This window comes from Novosphingobium marinum, from assembly GCF_013408095.1.
In the GTDB taxonomy this organism is placed as follows: domain Bacteria; phylum Pseudomonadota; class Alphaproteobacteria; order Sphingomonadales; family Sphingomonadaceae; genus Novosphingobium; species Novosphingobium marinum.
The window spans coordinates 1-15,590 of sequence record NZ_JACBZF010000007.1; the positions used below are offsets into that span (position 1 = coordinate 1).

Genomic DNA, 15,590 nt, shown 5'->3' on the forward strand with positions numbered 1-15,590 from the left:
ATAATCTCTTCCGGCTTGTGCTTCCGTGCCATTCCATTCCTCCTTCAGTCCAAATCCTAAAACAGAATCTGGACCACCCAGAAGGGGGAAGCTCAGTCCAGCGCCAGGAAATCGTCCCCATCGCGCGGAGGGGCGACGAGCGGCGGGTCGCTTCGTGCCGAGCGGACGTAGAAGCGCGGCGTGAATTCCACCGGGGCGCCGATACGCCCGACATATCTGAGGTGCCGGGCATAGGAGTTGCGGGCCAGCACTTCCCAGCGCGCGGCGAAACCGGGCGAAACCGCGGCTTCCAGACCGATCCGGCTCGACGGCGACCATACGCCCGTCGCCCGGGCGGAGGGGCTCTCCATCGGAAACTCGCGCGCGAAGATCGTCACCTTCGCGCCCGTTTCGGCAAGCGCGATCGCCGTCGTCAGCCCGATGCACCCGGCACCGAGAACTGCAACCGACCTCGGCCTTTCGACGGCGAGGAGGTCGTGTACGGCCTCGGCGTAACCCCATGATAGCGACCAGCCCGAACCGCCGTGTCCGTAATTGTGGACCATGAGCCTGTCGCCGACGTTGACCGCATCCAACCGGGGCCCCGCCGGGCGGAAGGGGCGAGTGCAAACGGTGATCCTGACGAGGTTCTCCACTGAAAGATCGAGCGGTTTGAGCTCTCCGAACCCGTACGCCGCGCCCGAAACGATAGAGGGACCGCCGGAGAAGCGAGGGCTTGCGCAGCCGGCGAGCGCTGCTCCCAGCCCCGATGCAATCAGGTTGCGCCGGCTGAGCGTCGACATCATCGCGCGCATCCCGGATTGCCAGCCCGCGCGATTGGCGCTGGCCATGTCGCACTGAAATGCCGCTTCAATAGGTGTCTCCTTGGATCGCGGACGGCCTACGCTACCTTTTGCAGCGCTTGCGCTTCGGGCGCGGGAAGGCCCGTCCCCGGTCTGGCCGGGCTTACCGCGCGAGCTGGGCGGGGATGAATTCCTCGCGAACCGCCTTGGCGATCAGGTCGAGCGGGATGATGCCCTGGCTCAGCAGGAAATCGTTGAACGCCATCTCGTCGAACCGTTCGCCCAGTGCCAGCTCGGTTTCGACCCGGAGATCGATCAGCTTGCGATACCCGTAGTAATACGAGCCCGCCTGCCCCGGCATGCGGAACTGATAGCGGTCGAGTTCCTGCTTGGTCATCCCCGGAGAGAACAGGGCTTCCTCGCGCAGCACCCGCTCCGCTTCGTCCCGGTTCATCATGCCCAGGTTGAGGCTCGGATCGAGGAATGCGCGGGCAGCGCGAAGCAGCCGGAATTGCAAGGCGATGAACTGGCCTTCGATCGGTTCGTGCGGAAGCATTTCGGCCTCGGCGTAGAGGGCCCAGCCTTCCACGTTCACGCTGTTGAACGCATAGAGCATCCGCGCAAGGCTGACGCCCTGCTCGACGAGCGCGGCGAACTGCATCTCGTGGCCCGGCCGCGCCTCGTGCGCGCTCAACGTCCAGCTTGCCGCCGGGAAATTGAAATCGTCGTAGCGATCCTCGGGCCCGGCGGTGGGATTGCCGACGGTCAGCACGAAAGTGCCCTGCTCGCCGGTGTTGCCGATCAGGCGCGGCGGACGCATGTGCGGTGCCGGCTGCGCAGCGCTTTCCGCCTGCGAGGCCACCCGCATCTGCAGCTCGGAATCGGGCAGGGACACGATATCGTTGCGGCGGATTTCCGCCTCCAGCTTGCGGTTCACCTCGCGATAAAAGTCCTCGATCTCGTCATCGGGCACGGTCATCTGCTTGAGGCGGAGCATGACGGAGGCCATGTCGGTTTCGGGCCAGCCATACTTTTCGGCGATCTGCGGAGCGAGCGCCTCCATCTGCGCGCGCAGTTCGTAGAGGCCGCGGCGCGCCTCCCGCATCAACTGTCGCGGGTCCTGGTCTATGCCGACGCGCTTCAGGTTGAGCGCATAGAGCTCTTCCGGCAGGCGCGCGCTATCGCGGCTGAGCGGAAGGACGGTGGTCCGGGTCCACTTGCCGTAATCGGTCAGTTGCCGCTCCATGGCGTCGAGCGCATTGTCCGCGCCCTCGATCTCGTACTTGGCGAAAAGGTCGCGGATGCCGGAGACGAAGGTCGGGATCTTCTGGATCGATTCCTCGACCTCGACCCGGTACGGGCCGATCTTTCCTTCGCCGCGGCTGGCTTCGAAACGCGCCTTGGCCAGTTCGGTCATCGGTTCGGTATCGGGCCACGTGCCGGTATAGCGCTGCAGCAACTCGAGCGCCTTGCCGCGACGATTCTGGGCGGTCTGGTCCGACAGGAGCTGGCCGATGTTGCCGAACATGCTTTGCGGTATCTGCGCGAATTCGAGTGTCAGGCGGTTTTCGAGCTCGAACTCGGCAATACCCATTTCGAGCGAGTCGATCAGGATCTGGAGGTCCTGCTGGACGAATGCGTTGGTCTCTTGCTCCCTCGCGACCCTGAACTCCTCGATCAGCGATTTCGCGGCGGCAACGTAACGCTCGTCGCGGTCGAGCGACATGTCGTCGACGAGTCCGTCGTATTCCTCGTACCCTGCAAAGGACGCGCCGGTCGGGAAGAACTCGGCCTGCATCCTTATGACCTTCTCGGTATAGGCGTTGCTGGTCTCGACCCAGTCGGGAGCCTCAGGTGCTTCGGCGGCGGACTCCTGCGCAAACAGCGGTGCGGGGGACAGAGCGAAGGTGGAAGCTGTTGCAAGCGCGATGGCGGCGACGAACCTTTTCATGAGTCTTTCCCTCTCTGTAGCGTGATCCGGGCACCGGCTGCGGGTGGCATCGGCTTCCGCGCGGTCTGGCAGATCATCTCTTGGCGAGTGAACGGCATGATCGAACAGAAGGCAAGAAGCGTCGGCGATTTCCGGATCGCGATTGCCAAAGGCGGGTTGGCACTGCATCGTCGGCGCTGATGCACGGTGAGCCGGATGGGCGGTTGCAGGTTGCGGCCTCCCGGAAGACCGGGCGCAAAACCGGAACAACACCTGTGCGCAAGCTGCCGGACGGTTGGCTCGGTTTTGCGCCGGAGCGGGCGGGGAACATGACCGATAATACAGGGGCGGAAGCCCAGCAGTTGCCGGGCCGCTCGCTGCTCGAACCGGAAATCCAGGAAAGCCCTTTCGAATTCTACGACGCGATCCGCGAGCAGGCTCCGGCATATCGCGATCCCGACGCCGGGTTCTGGGTCATCAGCCGGTATGATGACATCCGCAGGATCGTTACCGATCCGCAAACCTTCAGCAGCTCGGCCACGGTCGAGCTGGCGCGGGATGCGGTCGATCCGGAGCGGGCGGCGATGGCACGGGAACTCTATCGATCGAAAGGCTGGGAGCCAGCCCCGACGCTCTCGCTCCAGGACGACCCGGAGCACAGGCAGAACCGCGCGCTCTTCACATCGGCGCTGAGGGCGGGGAAGGTTCGCGAACTCGATCCGTTCATTCGGCAGACCGCCTTCGATCTCGTCGACAAGTTCAGGGCCGCGGGCGCGTGCGACATAGTCGAGGAGCTGGCAGTGCCGCTTCCGCTCATCGCGATCTGCAGCCAGGTCGGGGTGCCGATCGAGGATATCTGGAAGATCAAGGGCTGGACCGATGCCTGGGTCAAGCGCTTTAGCATGATGCAGTCGCTCGAAGAGGAGCGCGACAGCATCGAGCAGGAAATCGAATTCCAGCATTACTTCCGGCCGATCGTGGAGCGCCTGCAGGATCGGCCCGACGGAAGCCTGCTTTCAGACCTCGTCAACATTCGCAAGCCGGACGGCAGCCGGTTGAGCTACGCACAGATCGTGTCGCATCTGCTCGCCGACCTGTTCGTGGGCGGAAGCGAAACGTCGACCAACGCCATCGCGGAAGGCGTGCTGCTGCTATGTCGGGACGAGCGGGCCTGCGCCACGCTGCAGGGCGACCTCGACCGTTACCTGCCGACTTTCATCGAGGAAGTCCTGCGGCTGCAATCGCCGGTCCAGGGCCTCTATCGTGTGACGACGCGCGACGTCGAGATAGGCGGGCAGGGCATTCGCGCCGGGTCGCTTCTCAATCTGCGTTTCGCGGCCGCGAACCGGGACGATGCGCAATTCGCCTGCCCTGCGCACCTCGATCTCGAGCGCGGCAATGCCGGGTCGCACATCGCTTTCGGTTCGGGCATCCACCATTGCGTCGGGGCTCCGCTCGCGCGGCGGGAAATGCATTGGGCGTTCGAGGCGTTGCTGTCCGGCGTGCGCAACCTGCGACTGGCAAAAGGGGAGCCGGAGCCTTCGCACTGGCCCGGCCTGATGCTGCGCGCGCTCAGGAAACTGCCGGTGGAATTCGATCCGGTTGAGGCGTGAGGGGGCGTGACGAGGCGATATGGTTGAGGAGTATGCCGCAGTGAGCTCGATGGAAGAACGAATGGCCAGGGCCGAGGACCGCGAGGCGATCCGCGAACTGATTGCTCGATATGCCCACGGACTGGACCTTCCCGACCGCGACGTATTCCTTGGCGTCTGGGCGCCGGATGCAGTCTACAAGGTCGACGAGCCGTTTGGAGAGACGGTGGGGATCGAAGCCATCGGAAAGGCCTGGGATACCTTCCAGGTGCTGTTTCCCTACAATTACCACCACACCATGAACATCGTGATCGACGGCCCACACGGTGATCGCGCTTCGTCCACCAGCTTCGTGCTGGTCACGGGTGCCGATCGCAGGGGAACCGCATGGTCGGCATCGTGCACCTACTTCGACGAGTTCGCGAGGATCGACGGCGAATGGAAGTTCACCCGGCGATACGATCAGGTGAACTACATGACCCCCTGCCGCGAGCCGTACGACGGCTTGAGCGAGGAAAAGCGCATCTACCTGACGCCGGAGGACGTGGAGGAGATGCTGGCGCAGTAACGGGTTCCCGACCGGGACGGACCCGCATCGCGATGCACCCGTGCGGATGCGATGATGCCAAACGATTAATTCGGCAGCTTAACACAAGCGAAAAAATGTGTTCTTCTGCCGATATGACAAGCCGGTGGATCGTGAATATTGCCGACGACGGCAGAACTTTTGGCGACGGCTTCCGGTCCGGCAAGAAAATTCGGAGCATGTCTTTCGCGCTCCTTGCCCTGATCGCTTTCGCTATTTCGGCAGCCGTTCACCCGCAAGCTCGGGCAGCTGCGCCCGATACGCTCTGCCTCATGGACGACGGGTCCGGCCTCGCTGCCTATCCTTCCGAGGAAAGCCTCTCGCAGGCCGCCGAGCGGGCGGAAACGATGGTTACCCGCGGTGCGGTAACCTCCGATTTCCGGTCCGCCATGACGGTGGGTACGACGTCGTCCGCAGCGCCTTCCGACTCATCGATAGCGCGCTATTGCCTCGCGGCCGGGCAGGCGGCGCGTGCGTCCAGCGAATCGAGCCCGATGGAAGCGCATGCCTACCTGCTATCGGCGTTCCGCCGTGCCGAGGCGGCGGGGGATATGGCAATGGGCGCGCGGTCCGCTTACGAGCTCGGGCTGGTCCACGCCCGCAACGCGACCGCACCGTCGCAATCGGGCAGCAGGATCGCCGGGGTCGGCACCGCCTTCACGTCCGGAACATCGCCTGGTGGACCCTGCCAGGTCCTGCTGGACGAAGTGGGCTTCGAATCGCAAGGCAGGTCCGTTTCCGTGGCGGCGCTTCAGTGCGCCGTGCGCAAGGCGCGGTCGGTATCGGATTTCTCGCTCTCCTCGCTCGCCAGCCTGCGGCTGGCAAGGCTCGCGATCGTGGCGCGGGAGCAGGGCGATCCGATCGCGTCGGTCGATGCCGGGCAATCCGCTCTCGCCGCGCTGCCGCTGTCCGCCCGCATCATGGATCGCGACCGTGAAACTCTGGTCACCGCACGCCTGATCGAGGCTGCGCTGGATGGTGGTAGCGCTGCCCATCCGGAATTGAGCGCCGCCATCGCCCGGCTGCGGTCGGGTGGCGCGCGCGACCCGGGCATCGCCGCATTCGCCGCCGCGATGGAGGCGCGGATCGCGCTTTTGCAGGGCGATGCAGGGCGCGCCGACGCTCTGCTACAGGAAGCTATCCTGCTCGAGGCGCAAAGGTCGCTTCCCATGCGCATGCCCGACTGGCTGCTGCTCAGGGCACAGGTCGATCCCGACCGTCGCCGGGCGTTGACGGCTGCGGCGTTCAGGGCCCTCGAGGACATCCGTCCGCTCCTCCCCGTCGATGACGGCCTCACCGGCGAAGCCATGTTCACGCTGATGATGCGGGACGTCTACGAAGCTGCGGTCGAGGCCGAGTTCGCAGCCCTCGGTTCCGCCGGGACCGGGTCCGTCGCGGGAGTGCAACGCGTCATCGAGGCCTATCGCCAGGCCGAAATCCAGAACCTGTTCGGAAGCGAGTGCATACCGCCCGAAACGCCCTTCCACGTGTCGGATCTTCGCGAGGGCGAACTCGTACTCTATCCGGTCGTCCTGCCCGACCGGCTGGAGCTCATCTATGCATGGGGTTCGGAACCGGGCGGCCCCCGGTATCGCCGGCTCGCGCCGCGCCGCGACGTAGCCCGCCGCGATGTCCAGGCCATGGTTCGCGATCTTCGCACCCTTGGTAATCGCGAGCACGGAGCCGAATGGCAAGCCGCGGCCCGAGGCGTGTACGATCTTCTCGTCGCGCCGCTCGGCGACAAGGTGACGGCGCAGACCAGCCTTGTCATCGTGTCCGATTCCTCGTTTCGCGGCGTGCCTTTCGCGGCGATGCAGCGCTCCGACGGGCGCTTCCTGATCGAGGATGTCGCGCTGTCCGTGGCCCCTGCGCTCGATTTTCTCGAGGCGGGCGACAAGCTGGAGGGCAACCGCCTTTCCGTCCTGTCCGCCTCGCTGGAAAAGGACGTCGCGCTTCCGATGGGCTTCTTCCCAAGGCTTGGCAGCACAAGCGAAGAGGCACAGATCGCGGCGGCGGTGGACACGCCGGGTGCGCGCCGGGGCAAGGTGCTCGAGGATTTCAGCACAAACGACCTTGAACGCGCGATCCGGTCCCGCAACGTGGATGTCCTTCATCTGGCCACGCATGCCGCCTTCAACGGCAGATCCGACCGGTCCTTCATCGTTGCCGACGGCGACACAATCCTCCTGTCCGAATTGCGCGATCTCATCGAAACCAATCGCAGGTTCGGCGACGATCTCGACCTCCTCGTGCTCAGCGCGTGCGAGACGGCGCTGGGGGACGATCAGGCCGTGATGGGCCTTGCCGGAGCAGCGATACAGGCGGGTGCGGACAGCGCGCTCGCCACCCTCTGGCAGGTCGACGACAAGGGCACCCTGCAGCTGATGGAGTACTTCTACCGCGAGTTGCGCGCCGGGAAGTCCCGCGCCGATGCGCTGCGGCTGGCGCAGCTTGCGATGATCGAAAGCGGCGCCGGCAATGCCGATCCCTGGAAATGGGCCGCATTCACGCTTGTCGGAGGGTGGCGCTGATGGTCCGCCGCAGGCTCACGGCGCTCCTGCCCCTGCTCGGATGCGCGGCGATCCCGGCAGTGGCGGCTGCCCAGGCACAGACCACGATCGTTGCAGACACGGACAATGCAATGGCGACCGGCACGCGCGTGGCGGGAGACGGGACACGCTTCGAGATTGGCGGCGGCACGGTCGTCGAGTCAAACGTGTTCCACAGCTTCAGCGCATTCGACCTGGCCGCCGGCGACACCGCTAGCTGGAATGCGCCTGCGCAGGGGACCATCGCCAACATCATCAACCGCGTGACCGGAGGTTCGGCATCGCGCATCGCGGGAACGATCGACACCACGGCGATGCCGCAGGCGGACTTCTACTTCATCAACCCGGCCGGCGTGATCCTGGGCGAGGGCGTTCGCCTGGACGTCGGCGGCGCAAGCCACTTCTCGACCGCGTCGCACATAGGCTTCGCGAATGGCGACGTCTTCTCTGCAAGGACGCCCGATGGCTCGACGTTCTCGATGTCCAGCCCCGAAAGCTTCGGCTTCCTCGGCGGGGAAGCCGCGCTGCTGATCGACGGCGCCGAGATAGGCAGCGCCGATGGCGGAACGGTCTCCGGACTTTCTATTGTCGGCAGCGACGTGACCGTCAGTAACAGCACGCTGCGCGCTCAGGGCCTCCAAATCGTGGCAGCGGGAGAGGCGCAGGAGCTGCGCATCGGCGATCCCTTTGCCGAGCCGCTGACCGGAAATCTCGAGATCGAGACATCGACGATCTCGGCGGCCCCGGGCGACCGGGGCGACCGCGCCCTGAGGTTCGCGGGCGAGACGGTGCTGGTTTCTCGATCCGACCTGTCGAGCGCGGCGCCGGAGGAGGCCGGTCCGAACATCGAGATCGCCGGAACCGACGTTACTGTCTTCGCAAGCACGCTGACGGCCTTAACGGGCGGGAGCGCCGCCGGCGGCAGCATCCTGATCGCTGCGGGCGAGGCGCTTTCGGTGCTTGAGGACAGCCAGCTGCTCTCGTCTTCCGAAGGCTCGGGTCAGGGTGGCGAGATCGCGCTGCTGAGCAACCGGTCATTGCAAGTGACCGGCAGCGTGGTGACGTCCGAGGCGCTTGGGGCCGGGGACGGCGGGCAAATTTCCCTGACGGCGGGGAGCGCGATCTTCCTTTCCGGCAGCGAGTTCCTCTCCGCCAGCGCGGCCGGCGGCGATGGTGGCGACCTCCTCGTAAGTTCCGCAGGCGGGGTGGCGATTTCCGGTTCCGGTCTGCTTGCCGTCGCGTTCGGAGACGGAGACGGCGGCACCCTCTCGATCGCCGCGCTAGGACCGATAGACGCGACCCAGTCGGTGATAGCGACAACGACGCAGGGCGCCGGTGACGGCGGATTGCTGACCATCGGCTCGCAAGGTTCGGTTTCACTTGAGGACACGGTTGTCCTCGTTACGACCAGCGCAGCGGGAGACGCCGGAAACGCCCTCGTTTCGGGCACGGAGTCGGTAACGATCGCCGGCGGGGGAATTTCCGGCACGAGCTTTGCCGAGGAAGGCGGCGACGCCGGCTCGATAGCCGTCCTTTCGGAAGGCGACATTGCCCTTTCTGATACCGAGATTCTGGCCGACAGTTACGGCACGGGGCGTGGCGGGAACGTCCGGATCGATGCACAGAACCGTCTTGAGGTCATCGGCGCGCTCGTGGTTTCTCGCGTCCTTTCCGAGGGGGCCGCGACGGGTGGAGGATCGGTCGATCTGCGCGGGGGCACAGGTCTTGCCGTCGACGGATCGCACTTCTCGACCGAGACAACGGGCGCGGCGAACGGCGGCAGCATCCTTATCGGCACCGCCGGGGACCTGGAACTTTCCGGCAGCACGGTCGCGTCGAGCACTTACGGCGATGAGGGCGACGGCGGCTCCATCCGTATCTTCGCGGACGGAGTGACCGAAATCTCCGCGACGACCGTGACCGCCGACACTTATGGCGCCGGATGGGGCGGCTTCATCGATATCGACGCCGGGACCGACATCTTGGTCTCGGGCGGCTTGATCTCTGCAGGTAGCGCGCGTGCCGAAGCCACGGGCGACGGCGGCCTGATATCGCTGGATGCACCGGGCAGCATTTCGCTCGACAACGCGGGCATTGCGACGAACATCCTCGGCAGCGGACGGGGCGGAGACGTCAGGATCACGGCGGGCGAAGCGATCGACGTCACCGGAGCCTCCTCGATCACGGCAGGTGCCCTGGGATCTGGCGATGCGGGGATCGTCAACCTGATCACCGGCGCGCTTCTCGTCTCCGATTCCGAAATCGCGTCCCGCACCGTGGCCGCAGGCGATGCCACCGGCGTCCTCCTCGAATTCGATACGGCGATCCTTGCCGGCGACACGCTTGTTACCAGCGAGACGAGCGGATCCGGAAGCGCCGGGCTCGTCTACCTCGGCGGAAATATCTCCGAAGGCGTACCGGCAAGCGAACTGACCGTCACGAACGGAGCCGAAGTGACCGCGAGATCGACCGGACCGGGGCGCGCAGGCAACGTGCTGGTCGAGGCGCTGGACGTTACCGTTTCCGAAGAGGCGAGGATTTCAGCCGAAGCTCTCGGTGAGGGCAGCGCCGGTTTTGTGCAGGTATCCGCCGCGGAACTGAGCGTTCTGGAAGGCGGGCGGATCGAGACAAGTTCGGCGACGGGAACTGCCGGGCTGATCGCCGTGGACCTCGGTTTCGCGGGCGATGAGGGCGGCATCCTAAGGTTGCGCGGAGACCGGCTGCCCGCTCAGATCAGGACCGACTCCGCCGCAGGATCGCAGGCCAGCGGCGGCATCGTTATAATCGAGAACGCCGCGGCCGTCATTTCCGACGGAAGCGAGATTAGCGCCAGCGGCGATGTCAGCAACGCGGTCGTCCTCATCAACGACGATGCCGTCCGCATCAATGCCAGCGACAGCCTCAATCTCGTGAATGTCGACGGTTACAACATCGTAGCGCCGGAACAGGACGTCAGCCGCGATACGTTCGTGCTCGACGTGCCCTATCTCGATGCTTCGGAAGTGCTCGCCCGCCGGTGTCGCAACCGGGGCGAAAACGGGCGGGACAGCAGGCTGGACGTCATCGAGACCGGACCGTTCTCCGCGATCGAAAGCGACACCTCCGAAATCCTCGTGGCCCGGACGAAACCGGGAGGATGCGGCTAGCCATGCGCAAGGGGGGCAAAAGGTTCGGGAGAAGCGGAGCGGCGCTTGGCGCGGCGCTTCTCGCGACAGCCGGTTTCCCGGCGATAGCGGTCGGACAGCAGGCGCAGGGCATGCCTTCGGAGCGCACGGGGCCGATGGCGCAACCGCCGGCACTGCCCGACTATGCCGAGCCGACCGCACTCGACGGTGGCGTCGCCGAACAGGTCCGCCCGGTGCAGACGATGCGGTACGAAGGCGCATTCTTCACGGATGTCAGGGTGGAGACGGAGGGCGAGGGCATCGCGCGTCCCGTGCCCGCCTGGCAGCCGGACGCGGCGGATCCGGCCGGACTGCGATTGTCGCACACGGGCAGCGACCCGTTCGATGCAGTGTGGGTGGAACGCCAGTTCGTCACGAACGGACTTGTCGGCTCAAGCGTCGACATGGGCCGGGTGGTTGCGCTGACACAGCTCGTGAACCGGGCGTTTGTGAACAACGGCTATGCCAATTCGGGCGTGCTGATCGACGGCAGCACGCGCAACGGCCAGGCGCTGGTCCTGCGACTTGTCCTCGGTAGCCTCGGCGAGATGTCCGAGGGTATCGCAATCGGCTGGGTGGGCGACGACAGCGCCGGTCTCAACGAACGGTACGTGATCGAACGCCTGCCATCGGCGTTGTCCCGGCCTTTCAACGTTTTCGCTTTCGAGCGCGATTTCCGCCTGCTCGCGCATGACCGGGCGATAGACAGCGTCGATGCCGGTCTGCGTCCGGGGGAGCGGCCCGGCGCCGCGAACCTTTCGATGCTGGTCCGTCCGAAGGACAGGTTCGATCTCTATTTCGGGGCGGCGAACAATCGTGCACCGTCGGTCGGCGGTCTGCGTCTCGCGGCGGGCGGATCGATGCGCAACCCGCTGCTGGCAGGCGACTTGCTGAGCGCAGAAATCGGGTTCACCGACGGCCTGACCGATGGCATCGCCAGCTACGAGGCGCCGGTTTTCGACCCTCATACTTTCCTTATATTGCGCGCCGCCTTCAACGATGTCGCGGTGGTCGAGCAGCGGCTTGCCGATCTCGATATCGAATCGCGCGAATGGTCGGTCGAAGGCGGCATTTCCCGCAGGCTGGTAGACAGCCCCCTGATCCCGGAAAGCGGCGGCTGGTCTCCGGCACGCTCGCTCGACATCGGAGTCCTGCTCGCCCATCGCCGCACGAAGACCTACCTTCTGGGCGAGCCGTTCTCGTTCAGCCCCGGTGCGGTCAACGGCAGGGCCGAATATACGGCGCTGCGCTTCACCCAGGACTATGTCGAGCAGGGCACGCGCCACGTGCTGGCGATTTCGCTCACCGAGACGGTCGGCCTGGACGGCACGCGTCCTACCGCGCCCGGAGTGCTCAAGCCGAACCGGAATTTCGTGGCGGTCCTCGGCCAGGCCAGTTTCGCGCAAAGGCTCACGAACCGGCTCGAGCTCAACCTGCGCCTTGCCGGGCAGTATTCCAGCGGCACCCTCTATTCGGGGGAGCGGTTCTCCATCGGCGGCGAGAACAGCGTGCGCGGATACCGCGAGAACCTGCTGCTGGCGGACCGCGCGCTCTTCGCCAGCGCCGAGCTTGCGTATTCGCTGAGCCTGACGGGAATGACCGCCGGAGCGCCCGCGTTCGACTGGGGAGCCTTTCGCCTGGCGATATTCGCGGACGGGGCTATCGCCGACAACTCCGAGCAACCCGAACCGTTTCCCGACGACGTCGCATCGGTCGGAGCATCGCTTGCATGGGTGCCGTCGAGAGCGATATTCGCCCGGATTTCCTATGGCGAAGCCCTGCGCGATCCGCAGCTCGCCGGAAAGCGATACTTGCAGGATCGCGGCGTCCAGTTCCGCATCACCTTGCGTCCGCTCGAGTTCTAGGTCCGGGCAGCCGGTGCCGGCAAGGCGAAGCAGGAACGCGCGTCAGATAATCCCGCTGTCGGCCAGCCGGCCCCGCTCCGCACCGTCGATCCCGAGCAGTTCGCCGTAGACCTCCGCGTTGTGCTGACCCGGTTCCGCCGGCGCAGGACGGAAAATGCCCGAGGGCGTCTTCGACAGCTTGGGAAAGGCGTTCTGCATCTTCACCTTGCCGTGCCTTTCGGTCTCGACCTCGACGATGGCGTCGCGTGCCCTGAAGTGGGGATCGGCGAGCATGTCGGGCGCCCGATAGACGCGGCCCGCCGGGATCGAGTGGGCGATCATGGCGGCATCGACTTCCTCGATCGTGTGCTGGGACGTCCAGTCGTTGACCAGGGCATCGAGTTCCGTCTGGTTGCGCCCGCGCGCAAGATGCGTTGCGTAACGCTCGTCTGTTGCCAGTTCGGGCTGTCCCATGGCCCTGGCGAGGCGGGCGAAGATCTCGTCCTTGTTGGCCCCGATCATGAACGGTCCGTCCTTGCACTGGTAGACGTTCGAGGGCGCGATTCCGGGCAGGATCGATCCCGAACGCTCGCGGATGATCCCGTTGTGATCGTATTCGGGGATCAGCCCTTCCATGACCTGCAGCACCGCTTCGTAAAGCGCGGTGTCGATGATCTGGCCCTCGCCGGTGCTTTCGCGGTGGTGGAGCGCCGCAAGGATGCCCATGCAACCGTACGTGGCGCAAAGCGTGTCGCCGATCGAAAGGCCCATCCGCGAAGGCGGGCGGTCGGGTTCGCCGACGATATAGCGCCAGCCGCCCATCGCCTCGCCGATGCCGCCGAATCCGGCACGGTCGGAGTAGGGACCGTCCTGTCCATAGCCCGACATGCGCGCGATTATGAGGCCGGGATTCTCGCGGTGGAGTTCGGCGGGGGAGAGGTCCCACTTCTCCAGGGTGCCGGGCTTGAAGTTCTCGACGAGGACGTCGGCCTTGCCGATCAGGCGGCGGGCGAGGTCCTGGCCTTCCGCTACCCGCAGGTTGCAGGTGACCGAACGCTTGTTGCGCCCGATGACCTCCCACTGGACCTTGTCGTCGCCCTGGCCCCATAGCCGCATCGGATCGCCCGCGCCCGGCGGCTCGATCTTGATGACGTCGGCGCCCATGTCGCCAAGGAGCTGGCCGCAGAACGGGCCGGCGAGGAGCTGGCCCATCTCCACGACGCGGATGTCGGCCAGCGCGCCCGTCATTCGGCGGCCTCCGCCGGTACGGTTTTCTCGTGCCACTGCGGGCGGACAGGCGCGGGGAGGCCCGTCTCCCTTTCGCAAGAGGCGCGCAGTTCGTCTAGGCCGGGTCCGAAGTCGAACAGCGGGAGTTCGCCGCGCGATCCGGCAAGGTCGGCGCGCAGGTCCCTGGTTGCGTCGGCGTCGACGCTGCCGTCGCCAGCGAGGACCACGCCGTAGTCGCGTGCGCCCTTCCCGCTGACCAGCCCCTGACGCACTTCCAGTGCGACAAGCTCGGGATCGCGTTCGAGAGGGTCGCCCCAGCCGCCGCCGCCCCAGGTTATGAAGTGAAGGAGGTCGCCTGCCTCGACTGCGACGTCTTCCACCTTGTTGCCGATGACCCGGCTCGTGCCGTCCGAACTTTCCAGCACCTTGCGAGCGCGCTTTCCGGGGTGCCCTCCGTTGACCCCCCAGGGCGGTACGAACCAGCGGTCGTCGTGGATCGCGATCGCGCCGTCGGCCAGGAAGCGGTATGTCATCCGGATGCCGTTGCCGCCGCGGTGCAGTCCCGCGCCGCCGCTGTCGGGCTCGGTCGAGTAGCGCTCGATCCTGAGAGGAAAATACCGTTCGAGGAATTCGTTCGGCACGTTGGTGAACCCGGGCCAGAGCGAGTGGCCGTCGGGTCCGTCGCCAAGAGGGCGGCCCGGAATGCCACCGAACGCGATCTGGAAAAGCTGGAACCATTCGCCGTTCCCGCCCGGTCTTTCGTCCCAGCCCGAATAGAACAGGTGGGGGCTCGAACTGAAGCCGGCGGCGTTGAGGAATTCGGGCGTCTTCTGGCCGAGAAGGCCGCCGAGGATATCGAAGATGCGGCCCAGAGCATGCGTACGCCCGGAAAGCGCTGCGGGGAATTTCGGACGAAGCAGCGATCCTTCGGGAATGCGCACCTCGATCAGGTCGTAGAACCCGTCGTTGAACAGGATCTGCGGATCGAAGACCATGATCATGTAGATGCCGAAGAACATCTTGAACATGTTCTTGTTGAGATAGAAGTTGATCGACGCGACGCTTTGCGGGTCGGTCCCCTCGAAGTCGAGCACGACCTTGTCGCCTTCGCGCCACATCGTACACTTGATCCGGTACGGGCCGTATCCCATGCCGTCGTCGCACAGGTAATCCTCGAAGCTCACCGGCTCCTCGGCAACGGCCTGCGCGATCAGCGCCTTCATCGCGCGGTGATTGCGCGCCAGCAGTTCCTGTGTCGCCGAAAAGTAGACATTCTCGCCGAAGCGCTCGGCCATCTCGATCACGCGGTTGGCCGCGACACGGCAGCTGGCGACGAGCGCGTTGAGGTCTGCCTGGCACCAGTCGGGCTTGCGCGTCTGGTGCATGACGAGCTTCATCAGGTCCTCGTTGTACTCTCCCTTGCGCCAGATCTTGACCGGAGGAATGCGCACGCCTTCCTCGAATATCGACTTGGCGCGGATCGGCATCGAACCGACGACGCTGCCGCCGATGTCGCTCTGGTGGCCGAACATCGCGGTCCACGCGAGCAGCCGCCCGCCCTTGTAGACGGGGACGAGCACCAGCCAGTCGTTCGAGTGGCTGATCGCGCCGTCGCAACTGTAGGGATCGGACAGGAAGATCATGTCCCCGTCCTCGATGGTGCCGTCGAAACCCTGCAGGAAGCCGTCGATGAAGCTGCCGAACTGGCCGACGATCATCCTGCCGGCGGGATCGGCGATAAGCGGAAAGGCGTCTCCCTGTTCGCGGATGCCCGGGCTCATGGCGGTGCGCACGAGCGTGGCGTCCATTTCGATCCGGGCATTGCGCAGCGCGTTTTCGATGATGTCGAGCGTCACCGGATCGATATCGACCCGGTCGAATGGCACGGGGTTGGTCTCGATGATCTGTGCGGGCAT

The 15,590-nt window shown here is 65.4% G+C and carries 9 protein-coding genes; 5 read left to right on the forward strand and 4 right to left on the reverse strand.

What is annotated here, in order from left to right:
- Positions 1-92: 92 nt before the first annotated feature.
- On the reverse strand, positions 93-830 hold the full coding sequence (locus FHS75_RS15240; RefSeq protein WP_179408536.1) for an FAD-dependent oxidoreductase: 738 nt from the start codon (positions 828-830) through the stop codon (positions 93-95).
- Between the two features lie 115 nt (positions 831-945).
- Positions 946-2,733 (reverse strand): DUF885 domain-containing protein, encoded by a 1,788-nt coding sequence (locus FHS75_RS15245; RefSeq protein WP_179408537.1) that lies wholly within the window; start codon positions 2,731-2,733, stop codon positions 946-948.
- A 308-nt stretch (positions 2,734-3,041) separates the two neighbouring features.
- Here FHS75_RS15245 and FHS75_RS15250 point away from each other — a divergent pair, with 308 nt between their 5' ends.
- The 5 genes from FHS75_RS15250 (at position 3,042) to FHS75_RS15270 (ending at position 12,468) form a co-directional block, all read left to right on the forward strand.
- A complete protein-coding gene (locus tag FHS75_RS15250; RefSeq protein ID WP_179408538.1) occupies positions 3,042-4,325 on the forward strand; it encodes a cytochrome P450 in 1,284 nt (427 codons plus the stop codon).
- A 61-nt stretch (positions 4,326-4,386) separates the two neighbouring features.
- Positions 4,387-4,872, forward strand: a complete 486-nt coding sequence (locus tag FHS75_RS15255; RefSeq protein ID WP_179408539.1) for a nuclear transport factor 2 family protein — start codon at positions 4,387-4,389, stop codon at positions 4,870-4,872.
- A gap of 197 nt (positions 4,873-5,069) precedes the next feature.
- Positions 5,070-7,421, forward strand: a complete 2,352-nt coding sequence (locus FHS75_RS15260; RefSeq protein ID WP_179408540.1) for a CHAT domain-containing protein — start codon at positions 5,070-5,072, stop codon at positions 7,419-7,421.
- Positions 7,421-10,585 (forward strand): two-partner secretion domain-containing protein, encoded by a 3,165-nt coding sequence (locus tag FHS75_RS15265; RefSeq protein WP_179408541.1) that lies wholly within the window; start codon positions 7,421-7,423, stop codon positions 10,583-10,585. Before FHS75_RS15260 ends, FHS75_RS15265 begins: the two co-directional genes overlap by 1 nt.
- 2 nt (positions 10,586-10,587) lie before the next feature.
- Positions 10,588-12,468 carry a ShlB/FhaC/HecB family hemolysin secretion/activation protein gene (locus tag FHS75_RS15270; protein ID WP_179408542.1) on the forward strand — a complete coding sequence of 627 codons (1,881 nt, stop codon included), beginning with the start codon at positions 10,588-10,590 and terminating at the stop codon, positions 12,466-12,468.
- Between the two features lie 42 nt (positions 12,469-12,510).
- Here the strand turns inward: FHS75_RS15270 and FHS75_RS15275 are convergent, their stop codons facing one another.
- Both FHS75_RS15275 and FHS75_RS15280 read right to left on the reverse strand, forming a co-directional pair.
- A complete protein-coding gene (locus tag FHS75_RS15275) occupies positions 12,511-13,695 on the reverse strand; it encodes a CaiB/BaiF CoA transferase family protein (RefSeq protein WP_179408543.1) in 1,185 nt (394 codons plus the stop codon).
- Positions 13,692-15,590 carry a hydantoinase B/oxoprolinase family protein gene (locus tag FHS75_RS15280; RefSeq protein WP_179408544.1) on the reverse strand — a complete coding sequence of 633 codons (1,899 nt, stop codon included), beginning with the start codon at positions 15,588-15,590 and terminating at the stop codon, positions 13,692-13,694. The genes FHS75_RS15275 and FHS75_RS15280 overlap by 4 nt, the downstream gene beginning before the upstream one ends.